This window comes from Paraburkholderia sp. CI2 (genome assembly GCF_014201055.1).
In the GTDB taxonomy this organism is placed as follows: domain Bacteria; phylum Pseudomonadota; class Gammaproteobacteria; order Burkholderiales; family Burkholderiaceae; genus Paraburkholderia; species Paraburkholderia tuberum.
Map to the genome: position 1 here is coordinate 122,685 of NZ_JACHDL010000025.1, position 10,866 is coordinate 133,550.

At 54.9% G+C, this 10,866-nt stretch carries 9 protein-coding genes; all 9 read left to right on the forward strand.

The genetic code is table 11. The features are described from left to right. The first annotated feature begins 304 nt into the window (after nucleotides 1-304). The 9 genes from HDG32_RS28425 to HDG32_RS28465 all read left to right on the forward strand — a co-directional run bounded on the left by HDG32_RS28425 (nucleotide 305) and on the right by HDG32_RS28465 (nucleotide 10,187). Nucleotides 305-1,081 (forward strand): ABC transporter ATP-binding protein, encoded by a 777-nt coding sequence (locus tag HDG32_RS28425; protein WP_184072406.1) that lies wholly within the window; start codon nucleotides 305-307, stop codon nucleotides 1,079-1,081. 74 nt (nucleotides 1,082-1,155) lie between these two features. Beyond that, nucleotides 1,156-2,007, forward strand: a complete 852-nt coding sequence (locus HDG32_RS28430) for a transporter substrate-binding domain-containing protein (RefSeq protein WP_184072378.1) — start codon at nucleotides 1,156-1,158, stop codon at nucleotides 2,005-2,007. Nucleotides 2,008-2,056: 49 nt separating this feature from the next. Then, the gene (locus HDG32_RS28435; protein WP_221307892.1) at nucleotides 2,057-2,773 is read left to right on the forward strand and encodes an ABC transporter permease; all 717 of its coding nucleotides are present in this window, start codon (nucleotides 2,057-2,059) and stop codon (nucleotides 2,771-2,773) included. Then, nucleotides 2,773-3,498 carry an ABC transporter permease gene (locus HDG32_RS28440; protein WP_090811259.1) on the forward strand — a complete coding sequence of 242 codons (726 nt, stop codon included), beginning with the start codon at nucleotides 2,773-2,775 and terminating at the stop codon, nucleotides 3,496-3,498. The genes HDG32_RS28435 and HDG32_RS28440 overlap by 1 nt, the downstream gene beginning before the upstream one ends. Before the next feature lie 311 nt (nucleotides 3,499-3,809). Next, nucleotides 3,810-5,180: an MmgE/PrpD family protein gene (locus HDG32_RS28445; protein WP_184072379.1), complete on the forward strand. Its 1,371-nt coding sequence runs from the start codon at nucleotides 3,810-3,812 to the stop codon at nucleotides 5,178-5,180. A 463-nt stretch (nucleotides 5,181-5,643) separates the two neighbouring features. Continuing rightward, nucleotides 5,644-6,576 (forward strand): LysR substrate-binding domain-containing protein, encoded by a 933-nt coding sequence (locus tag HDG32_RS28450; RefSeq protein WP_184072381.1) that lies wholly within the window; start codon nucleotides 5,644-5,646, stop codon nucleotides 6,574-6,576. A gap of 710 nt (nucleotides 6,577-7,286) precedes the next feature. Continuing rightward, nucleotides 7,287-8,429, forward strand: a complete 1,143-nt coding sequence (locus tag HDG32_RS28455; RefSeq protein WP_221307893.1) for an FAD-binding oxidoreductase — start codon at nucleotides 7,287-7,289, stop codon at nucleotides 8,427-8,429. Next, entirely contained in the window at nucleotides 8,410-8,766 is a 357-nt protein-coding gene (locus HDG32_RS28460; RefSeq protein WP_184072383.1) for a (2Fe-2S)-binding protein, read from the forward strand. The genes HDG32_RS28455 and HDG32_RS28460 overlap by 20 nt, the downstream gene beginning before the upstream one ends. After that, nucleotides 8,766-10,187 (forward strand): NAD(P)/FAD-dependent oxidoreductase, encoded by a 1,422-nt coding sequence (locus tag HDG32_RS28465; protein WP_184072385.1) that lies wholly within the window; start codon nucleotides 8,766-8,768, stop codon nucleotides 10,185-10,187. The genes HDG32_RS28460 and HDG32_RS28465 overlap by 1 nt, the downstream gene beginning before the upstream one ends. Nucleotides 10,188-10,866 lie beyond the last annotated feature (679 nt).

Sequence of the window (10,866 nt, forward strand, 5' to 3'; positions counted from 1 at the left end):
TCCGCAATCGCTGGGCGCTGAGACGGGCGTAAATCGAGCGAACGACCGGCCGGCCGCCTTTTTTCGTCCGTCGAGTGTGCCTGGCGCTTCCATCGCGTTCATTGCAGGTCCGACAGCGCAAGGCAGTACAACGTTTAATTAATATCTATAACGATAATTCTTCTCAGGTTGACGTAAATGTCAAACCTGAGATGTTCAGTCATGAGGAGATGAGATGAAGGTGGCTAATGCACTTCGATCGGCGTACCAATCTGCGAGTTACGCCTTGTCAATGACCCCAGAGGCGGGCGGGACCACGATCGGCATGGTGGGCCATAAAACACCGGCTCTCGTAGCCGATGGCATATACAAAAGTTACGGCGTTCACGAAGTGCTCAAAGGGGTCTCGCTTCAGGCTGAGCGGGGCGACGTGATCTCGTTAATTGGTAGTTCTGGGTCGGGAAAAAGTACGTTTTTGCGATGCATGAATCTCCTTGAGATCCCTACCAGAGGCCGCATCGCGGTGGGGCAGCGCGAGATCAGCGTGGAAACCGACGCAACCGGTCGCGTCGTCGGGATGGATCGCAAGAAAGTTGACCAGATGCGCACGCAACTCGGTATGGTCTTCCAGGGCTTCAATTTGTGGTCCCATATGACCGTGCTGCAAAATGTGATGGAAGGGCCAGTCCATGTGCTGAAGCTGCCAAAGAACGAAGCGCGCGATAGGGCAATGGATTTCCTTGGGAAAGTTGGCGTTGCGGACAAGCACGCGTGTTACCCATCCGAGTTGTCTGGTGGGCAGCAGCAACGAGTAAGCATCGCACGTGCGCTCGCGATGCAACCGGCTGCGCTCCTTTTCGACGAGCCGACCTCCGCACTCGATCCCGAATTAGTGGGAGAAGTGCTGAAAGTCATCAGGAAGTTGGCGGAAGAGGGGCGCACGATGATAGTCGTAACTCATGAGATGGGTTTTGCTCGTGATGTCTCCAACAAGATGATCTTTCTTGAAAGGGGACGCATTGAGGAAGAAGGGACGCCAGAAGAGGTTTTCAAAAATCCAGCATCGCCGAGATGTCGTGAATTTCTCTCGCGTGTACTTTGACTGACTTAAAACGCGATATTGAAATTCCGAGAATCGTAAAACGAAGAAGATAGGACATAGTCCAGGAGATGCTCATGAAGTTCCTGAAAATCGGCGTGCTTATTGGAATGCTGTCTGCTGCATTGATGCTCAGCGACCCTGTTATGGCCAAGGAGTACAAGAGAATCACGATTGGTACCGAAGCTTCGTATGCTCCGTATGCCTTCAAGGACAAGAGCGGCAAGATGGTTGGCTTTGAGATCGATGTAGCTAGCGACTTGTGCCGACGGATGGGATTGCAGTGCGAAATCGTCGATCAGGCCTATGACAGCCTAATTCCCTCTCTCTTGTCCGGTCGGTTCGATTCAATTATGGCTGCAATAGGGATCACACCCGCCCGAGAAAAGGTTATCTCATTTTCCAGGCCGTACGTAACCACTCCGATGGTTTTCGTCACCACATCGGCGAGCGATCTAACCGCTCTCAAAATATCGCCATCAAATCTGAATTTAGACAAATTTGATGCTGATGAGGAGTCAGCGATAAAAAAAATCACCTCCGCTCTGAAGGGAAAAACCGTTGGGGTACAGGTGGGCAGCAACTTCGAGACATTCATGAAGAAGTTCATGCCGAGCGTGAGAGTTTCGACATATGACACCACGGATGACATGATGCTCGACTTGACGGCGGGGAGAATTGATGCGGGAATGGTTTCCTTCAATTTCCTCAAGCCGTTGATGGACAAGCCCGACGGCAAGAACCTGCGGACATTTGGCCCTAGTATGACGAACGGGCCGTTCGGCAGCCGAGTGGCCGTTGGATTTCGCAAAAATGACGATCAACTACGTGCGATGTTCGACAAGGCGATCGGGGAAGCAATTTCGGATGGCAGCCTGCGCAGACTTGCCATCAAGTGGTTCGGCTTCGACAATTCGCCGAAGGAATAGGTAAGTGAATACGGTCGTTTATGCATAGCCGAACTCAATTTGATGGGGAATGAAAGTGGATATTTCAGTGCTCGCATGGGGAAGCACAGCGTGGGTTGATGAATTTGCGCGTGGCACCCTTATGACCGTTGCCGTCGCGGTGTGTTCATTTCCCGTCGGCATTTTGCTCGGCTCGGTTTTTGCCGCGGCAAAACTCTCTCGCTTCAGTTTGCTGCGTTTTCTAGCTGACGTCTATACGACGGTCGTACGCGGAATTCCCGAGCTGCTGATAATTTTTCTGGTGTTCTTTGGTGGGGATACGTTGCTCCGCTATGTCGCGAACGCTGTTTTCGGCTTCGAAGGTTATATAGAACTGCCCGTGTTCGCAGTCGGTGTGCTCTGCATCGGCATCAGTGCCGGCGCCTATGCGACAGAGGTCATACGGGCGGCGGTCATAGCCATTCCAACAGGACAAATTGAAGCGGCAGTGGCAATGGGATTGGAGCGGGCAGTGCTACTTCGTCGGATTCTTATCCCACAGGCCGCGAGATTCGCCTTGCCCGGTCTGGGGAATGTCTGGCAACTGGCGTTAAAGGATACCTCGCTCATTTCCGTCGTCGGATTGGTTGAAATCATGCGCACAGCTGCCATCGGAGCTGGATCTTTCAAAGAACCGTTCACGTTTTATCTGGTCGCCTTCGTGATTTTCCTTTTGCTTTCTTCGATTTCGAACCAGGGATTTCTGAGAGCAGAGAAGTGGGCTAACCGCGGCGTAAGGAGTCGGTGATGGATTTTCAGCTGATATATGAGTCGTTTCCCAAGCTTCTTGCGGCGGTTCCTGCGACCGTCGCATTGGCTTCTGTATCGCTTTTTGTTGGTTTTCTGCTTGCGGTCCCAGTTGCATTGGCTCGGCTTTCGCACAGTAGACTTTTGGCTTCTCTCGGTTATGGTTACGTATATGTAGTGCGGTCCACGCCGCTTCTGGTGCAAATGTTCCTGATTTATTATGGATCGGGGCAGTTTAGAATTGTCTTGGAACACCTCGGCCTGTGGGCGCTATTTCGCGATGCGTGGTTTTGTGCGATTTTGGCTCTGTCGCTGAACACTGCGGCATACACCAGCGAAATCATTCGTGGTGGTGTTCAGTCAGTACCATGGGGACAAATTGAAGCGGCGCGGTCAATTGGCATGTCGAGCGTCCTTTTATTCCGCAGAATTGTCTTCCCGATTGCAATGCGGCAAGCACTCCCAGCTTATGGAAGTGAACTTATGATTATGATCAAGTCAACGTCACTTGCGTCGACAATCACCATAGTCGAAGTGACAGGAGTGGCTAAGCAAATCATCTCTGAAAGCTACCGCCCCCTGGAGGTATTTTTGATAGCTGGCTGCATATATCTCAGCATGAACTTTCTTATCAGCAGAGTTATATTCATGATCGAAAGGCGGATTAGTCCGAAGAGACGCGATCGCGGCACGTTCGGATCTTCTGCTGCAGCGGCTATGCATTAAGCACTTCGGTACGGTGTCCGTCGCCCATGAACGCATCAACAGTTCGACGACGTAGAAGTGGCCTGACGGCACGAACCGACATTGTCCCGTTATGGGCGGCTCCGTCCGGGTACACGAGGGTAATTGGCCCTTGTGTACAGCTTTTTTCTCATGGCCGACGGCTTGATGTTTGAAGAGTGTCCGGCTGCGTCGATTATGGCAGGCCGACAGAAAAGCTGGATCGTGGGCGGACATTGCGGTGTTGCGCATTAAAGTGTCACTTGCAGCCAACTATCAAGTTCGAAATGTTCAATTGATGTTATCGAGGCACCATGACGACTAATGTGATCGAGGACGAGCGTTATCCCCAAGGCGGGATCGTCCAAAAATTTTCCGCTTATATCGTGGAGGCGCGGGAAAATCGAGCTCCAGAAGAGTCGCTGGAATTCGCGCTCAAATGTATCCTGGATCTGCTTAGTGCTGTTGGCGCTGGAGTTGGGCAGGCGGGAGCCGTTGCGATCCGAAAGACGGCTCACGAAACGCGACCTCTTGGCGACATTCCTATTTGGTTCACGGGAGAGACCAGTTCCGTCATTGGAGCTGCTTGGGCAAACAGTGCCGCCGGTTCTGCGCTAGATCTCGACGATGACACGCCGGCATCTCGGGGCCATCCTGGAGCTGCCGTCATTCCAACAGCCATTGCCGTCGCCAAAGAGACGAAAGCCACCTTGGGAGAGCTATTAAATGCGATTGTCATCGGTTATGAAGTGGGTACAGCGATTAGCGCTGCGCGCGCCTACGGAAGTAGTGGTACGTGGGCGCCTTATGCGGTCGTCGCAACGGCTGCGGCGCTTCGCCGGTCCTCCCGCGAGGTGATTGAACACGCTTTGGCGATTGCAGGGGAAAGTGCACCCAATCAGTCGTTGGCGAGCGCTCCCGCTCCCCGAAAACCGCATCCCGAGCCAAACCATGTCAAGGAGGGCATCACGTGGGCTGTCGTGACCGGCTTGGAGTCGCTTGCATCAGCGCAGAACGGATTTCACGGCGCCCGCAATATCTTGGACGCAACGCGTTACTACAATTTTCCGAACGATCTAGACCTCGGTTCTTACCAGTACATTCGCACGACGGGCTTTAAGCCGTATTGCTGTTGCAGGCATCTACACGGTGCGCTTGATGCATTAATCGAGCTGATCAAAGAACATCGGTTAGTGGGTCGAAATATCGACAGGATTGAGGTCGAAACATACGGACCGGCCTTACGCATTTCGAACTGGAAAGAACCTCGAGATATAATGGATGTTCAGTATAGTCATCCATACTGTCTCGCGTTGGTCGCGTACTACGGTCACGAGGCTCTGTTGCCACTGACTGGCGATGTCCTAAACAATCCCTCTGTCACTGCGCTTTCACACAAGGTGGAGCTTTCGCTAAGTCCGGAGCTGGACAAGATCTATGCGGAAAGCGGCATGCTGCCGGCCCGTGTCACGGTCACATGCGGGGATCAGCGCTTTGTTTCACCTGTTACCTTCCCGAAGGATAACGGTCTTCCGTGGGATAAACTCGAGGATAAGTTTCGACAGGCCACGCGTTTCGTTGCCACTCCCGAGCAGCAGAACATTGTGGTCGGGGCCATTTCGGACGCCAGACGAGGCGACATGCGTGGTTTGACGGAAAGCTTGTCGGAGATCCAGTTCGTTTAAGAACGGTATTTGTGTAGCCCGCGTAGTTCGGAAACTCATCGGTCATCGATGTAAGAAATGACAAAAATGTCTCCGCTTGTTGAGGATCGTCCGCAAGCTGTGGCTACCGTTGCATACAGCGAGCGAGTTGCATTGTCCACCCGGAATCCAAGGAGCCGAAAATGGGTTGCATATGGAAGTGACTGCTAGCAGGGACGCTCAGCGGTGCCGGGTAAACGCTGCGACCGTCGGAACAAGCGTTCTTCACAGCCTCAAAAGGACAGATCGGCGACGCGGGCTAATTCGGCGTCGACAAGCGCGAGGAAACCAAGAGGCTCGTTTACGAGCCAAATTCACCGAAATGAGCGCCGATTCGATTCGTTATCCGGAAATTTCGATGCCTGTTCTTCTGCATGCCGAACGGGCCGCACATTAATCAGCATTTTCCTAGTCTAGGAATGACATTAGAAAAAGCAACCGGCATATGAAAAGACAACTTCAACTACGGCAGATAGAGGCATTTAAAGCTCTCATCGAGCAAGGCACGGTGAGTCGGGCGGCCGAGGTTCTTCATGTGACCCAACCTGCCGTGAGCAAACTGCTAGTCCACCTTGAGGAGGAGACAGGTCTTCTACTGTTCGAACGAGTTAAAGGCCGACTAACTGCGACGGCACAAGGCATGCGCTTGTACGGTGAAGTCGATCGAGTATTTGCTGGTCTAAGACAAATTGAAGAGGCGATCGCAATCATCCGGCGGAAGGACATGAGTCACTTTGCTATCGGAGTGCTTCCGGAATTATCCGGATCATTCATCAGGCGGGCGACGATGATGTTCCTCTCTCGGTGTCCAGACGTTCGTCCGACGATCCATATGCGAGCGTCCAACATTGTGTCGGATCGCGTCGCCACGCGTCAGATGGACGTTGGATTCACAACGAGCTTGATGAGCAGCCCAAATTCGGTGGTGACGCCTATCATGGAGAGCCCGTTAGTTTGCATCATGCCAAAAGGACACCCGCTGAGCCAACTTGAATTTATCACCCCCGAGCATATTGAGGGAATCCCTTTTATCGGATATGCGGCAGATAACCGGACGACTAGTGCTTTCAATGACGCTATCCGTTCCTACGGCGTCGACCTCAACGTCGTGCTAGAAAGCGAAACTACGCCCACCCTGTGTGAATTCGTCTCTGCGGGACTGGGGATTTCCTTGGTACATCCCCTATCTGTCATCGACATGAGCTGTCGCTTAGATATCAGGCGGTTCAAGCCCGATATTCCCGAGTATTTTCATTTCTGTCATGCGAGATTGGCGAAAAACATCGAGCGTGTTCAGGAGTATGAACGATGCGCTAAACAGGTTGCGGAAGAGGCGTGGACGGAGATATTCGGTGAGTCGGCGACAAAGCAAACCTAGCAGAACGCTGAGATTGATCATCGTACTGATGAGTTCACCAAATAGTGCGGGATGCCTTATGCGGGCATGAAGACGAAGTGTTCGCGAGAAGACGGATTGAGGGCGCTCAGACCTGGCAAACATAACCGCCGGCCGGGCAGTGGCTGATTGAATCATGACCTTGCCCCTGTTTGGCGAATCCCATAGCTGAGAGATTTGCGCGGCTCGCCCCTCTTGGGCGGCGAACCAGTTTTCTCGAACGTCATGCGGCTGACGTACTCGAGCGTCGAGTGTGGTCGGCGCGAATTATACAACGCCGTACGCTTGCATTATGCGTTGGGACCAATCATGGAGTGTGGCGTCTCGTTGCTGGGTTTGGGGCTTTTGTGAGCGCCCGTGCTGCCGAGATTGTTGTCGTGATGGAAGCGGTCGTCGCACTCTATTCTCGTAATTCCATGGGCACGCGTGGTTTAGCGTGTCGTCCGCGCTGGTTTGTTTGCCTGAGAGTCGGCCCGTGCGCTCAGCGATGGCTACCGCCTCGTTGAAGAATCTGGTGAGCGAGCGTTGCTCGAGAAATCGCTCGCCGTTTTTTCGTGGAGTTCTATCGCCTACCGGGAGCGCCCGCGTTTTGGACCATAACCGCTGAGAATACCTCGTACTTGAAATTCGACTTTGACGCCTTGCTGCGACGATCATAGAGTTAACCAAATCATTCAGGAAAAGAGGCGGGCTTGATACGCGAAAACCATGACGTCATCATAGTTGGCGGCGGTGTTGTCGGCTGCGCATTGGCGCACGGGATGCTGGGGCGAGGGAAGCGTGCGCTTGTGCTCGACGGGGGTGATTGCGACCCGCGCGCGTCGAAAGCGAATTTCGGTCTTGTCGGCGCATACGGGAAGGGATATGGCGCGCCCCGCTACCAGCAGCTGTCACGCGAGAGCGTCGCACTTTGGTCCGTTTTCGCAACAGCGCTGCACGATGAAACTGGCATTGATGTCGAGTATGAAAACGATGGCTGCTTGCGCTTTTGCCTAAGTGAATCGGATTTTGAAGAGGAAGCCGAATTCCTCGCGAGCTGGAATGCGCAAAGCCCGAAAATCGACCCGTGTTCGCGCATGATCGATCGATCGGTATTAGAAAGGCTGCTGCCTGGTACACGGCTCGGGCGGGAAGTGGTGGGGGCTGGAATTGGCGTTGCCGATGGCCATTGCAATCCGCTTAAGCTGTTGCGGGCGCTGCAGCAAGCCATTGAGTTACGTGGCGGCACTCTAGCTGGCAATCACACGGTGTCGAAGATTGAGCCGTGTCCTGACGGTAGTTTTCGTGTTCATGCGCAAACCTCGACAGGTCCGCGTTGTTTCGAAACGGGACAGTTGATCATTGCGGCCGGGCTTGGTTCCACAGCCCTGGGGGCAATGGTGGCGCTCGACGTCCCGTTGCGTCCCCAGCGTGGCCAGCTGCTGGTCACTGAACGGCTCGACCCAATTCTGCGCCTCCCCGCTAGCGGCATTCGCCAGACTCGCGACGGTACAGTAATGATAGGTGTAAGTCATGAGGAAGTCGGTATGGATCTCGGTACTACTACCTTCACCGCCGCCAAGATGACAAAGCGAGCCCTACGAATTTTGCCGGACCTTGCTATGGCTCGCCTTGTTAGGCATTGGGCATGTCTGCGCATCATCACCCCGGACGGGCATCCTGTGTACGCACAATCTTCAACGTATCCTGGTGCTTGGATCGCGCTCTGTCATTCCGGCATCACCCTCGCGGCGGTTCATGCTGGACCAGTTGCGGATGCTCTCGCGCGCAACGTACTGCCGGAAAACTTCGAGTTCTTCCATCATAGGCGCTTTGATGTTTCGCAAGTTATCTAGTCCCGCCGAGGACGCCGTGGTCACGGTATCGATCGACGGCAGGCGTGTGAACGCCGAGCGAGGCGAATCCGTGGCGGCAGTCCTCGTGCGCGAGGACAACCCCGTCGCTCGCACCACGCCGCGAAGCGGCAGTCCACGCGGACCTTTTTGCATGATGGGTGTGTGCTTCGAATGCCTTGCTGTCGTCGATGGTGTAGCGTCCACGCAGACCTGTCTGACGATCGTGCGCGACGGGATGCGCATCCAACGCCAACACGGTCGCCGCAATCTCAGTGAGGCGATCGCTGAGTCAGACGACGGTGGTGGCGATCTTCCTGGTGGTGAGGTGCATTTGTGATGCGAACGTTCGATATTCTGATTGTAGGTGCAGGACCTGCCGGCATGAGTGCCGCAATACGTTCTGCTCGTCTTGGAATGACCACGATCCTCGTAGACGAACAGCCAGCACCGGGCGGTCAGATATGGCGCGCCATCGAAGAAAACGTCCGACGTGGTGTTCATCAAGGGTTAGGCGCTGCGTACAGCGCAGGCGCGGCAGTGGTACAGAACTTTCGCGAATGCGGTGCGCACTACCTGCCGGAGACCCGTGTATGGCAGATCGAGCGAGCGCCTAGCCCAGGGAAACCCGCCGGTTCCGGGGAGTGGATTGTCTTTTTGAGCCGCGCGGATGGCGCCGAAAGTATTCGCGCGCGCCATGTGTTACTAGCGACGGGCGCACAGGAACGGCCCATGCCTTTCCCAGGTTGGACGCTTCCGGGTGTAATGACAGTCGGCGCCGCGCAGATTCTGCATAAAAGCGCTCACCAGATACCCGATCAACCCGTCTGGATAGCCGGTAGTGGTCCATTGCCACTGCTCTACATGACCCAGCTGCTCGACGCCGGCGGTAGGATTGCAGGTTGGCTTGACACGACTCCCCGCGGCGCCCTCCGTCGGGGCCTTCCGACTCTACGTGGTGCAGTTGACGGCTGGCATGATCTCCTTAAGGGGCTACTGTGGTCGGCAAGATTGCGCGGGAGGGGGTTCCCCATTGTTCGAAACGTCAGTAGCCTTCGCGCTTTCGGTATCGGCCGTCTTGAACAGATTGTCTATCGCACCGAGAACGGGCTGTCGGGCGATGTGGCTGCCGACATTCTTCTGGTTCATGAAGGCGTCGTGCCGTCTATCCACTTCACTCAGGCGATGGGATGCAGCCATCGATGGAACGAAGCACAACTTTGCTTTGAGCCCGAAGTTGATACGTGGGGTGAAACCAGCATGACTGGTCTCTATGTCGCAGGCGACGGCGCCGGCATCGGCGGCGCGAAAGCCGCGTGCACACGCGGTGAACTTGCTGCTACCGGCGTCGCACTTTCCTCGGGCGCACTCTCAGTCGAGCGCGCAAGCGAGCTTGCAGCGCCGCTGCATCGGCGGCTCGGACATGAGCTGGCGATGCGGCCTCTGCTTGATTCGATCTATCGGCCGCGTACGGAGATTTTCACGCCGCCCGATGAGACGATTGTCTGTCGTTGCGAAGAGGTGACCGCTGGCGATGTACGGCTGGCCGCGCAGCTCGGCCAGCCGGGGCCGAACCAGCTAAAAGCGTTCACGCGCGCGGGCATGGGCCCGTGTCAGGGTCGTCAATGCGGCTACACCGTTGCTAATTTGCTTGCATCTGCGCAATGTCGCTCCGTTGCTGCGGTTGGTTTCCAACGCGTGCGGCCCCCACTAAAGCCGATAACGCTCGCGGAGCTCAGTGCACTTGAAGAGTCGTCATGAGGGCGTGTGGGCATGCCTCGGAGCTCACGGCATGGCAATAAGAGAGTGTGGGTGCGGATGTTTCAGGTCCCGGAAAGGTGGAGCGTGCCGCGAGACTAATCGGATTTCCCCCTTTCTGAGAAGTGTGCGCCGCCGATCCGGGCATGAAGATAGTGCTAGTCGAACGATATTCGGCGTTGCGCTGCGTGTGCCTGAACGTTGATGTAGTCGATCGGAGTGCGCCGCTGCACACGGCGCTCGTCGTCGAAGTTGCCGAGATGTCGCGTGACGCTAACTTGGAAGTCACCTTAAGAAGCTGACGGGCGGGTTCGCCGGGATGGCGAAAACGCTTTCGACGGCAGACCGCGCATTTATACTCCGGCGCACTGTTTGATCACAACTGACGGGGGCGCGGGAAAACGACGACTCCACCTAAAGTCTCTACGAAACAACCTCAGCGCGTTTTGTTCCATCTAATGCACGATTTATTTGTCGAAAAGCCCCGATGCGGCGATATCAAAATACATTCGGTGGATTTTGGGAGAATTCCATAGCAACTTTGCGTTGATCCTATGAAACCCGACATTCTCATATTGCCGCTACAACACATGTCCCCGCCAAGTTCAAATGTCGGGGTTTGCACTAGATTGAAATGTCGGGTTTTACGGTGCTTTTCTTATGTTTTTGGGGTGGGCGGCGC

What these genes read in the sequence shown, in the direction of transcription:
- HDG32_RS28425 (WP_184072406.1), top strand. Translation starts at nt 305, where the DNA reads ATGGTGGGCCATAAAACACCGGCTCTCGTAGCCGATGGCATATACAAA.
- HDG32_RS28430 (WP_184072378.1), top strand. Translation starts at nt 1,156, where the DNA reads ATGAAGTTCCTGAAAATCGGCGTGCTTATTGGAATGCTGTCTGCTGCA.
- HDG32_RS28435 (WP_221307892.1), top strand. Translation starts at nt 2,057, where the DNA reads ATGAAAGTGGATATTTCAGTGCTCGCATGGGGAAGCACAGCGTGGGTT.
- HDG32_RS28440 (WP_090811259.1), top strand. Translation starts at nt 2,773, where the DNA reads ATGGATTTTCAGCTGATATATGAGTCGTTTCCCAAGCTTCTTGCGGCG.
- HDG32_RS28445 (WP_184072379.1), top strand. Translation starts at nt 3,810, where the DNA reads ATGACGACTAATGTGATCGAGGACGAGCGTTATCCCCAAGGCGGGATC.
- HDG32_RS28450 (WP_184072381.1), top strand. Translation starts at nt 5,644, where the DNA reads ATGAAAAGACAACTTCAACTACGGCAGATAGAGGCATTTAAAGCTCTC.
- HDG32_RS28460 (WP_184072383.1), top strand. Translation starts at nt 8,410, where the DNA reads ATGTTTCGCAAGTTATCTAGTCCCGCCGAGGACGCCGTGGTCACGGTA.
- HDG32_RS28465 (WP_184072385.1), top strand. Translation starts at nt 8,766, where the DNA reads ATGCGAACGTTCGATATTCTGATTGTAGGTGCAGGACCTGCCGGCATG.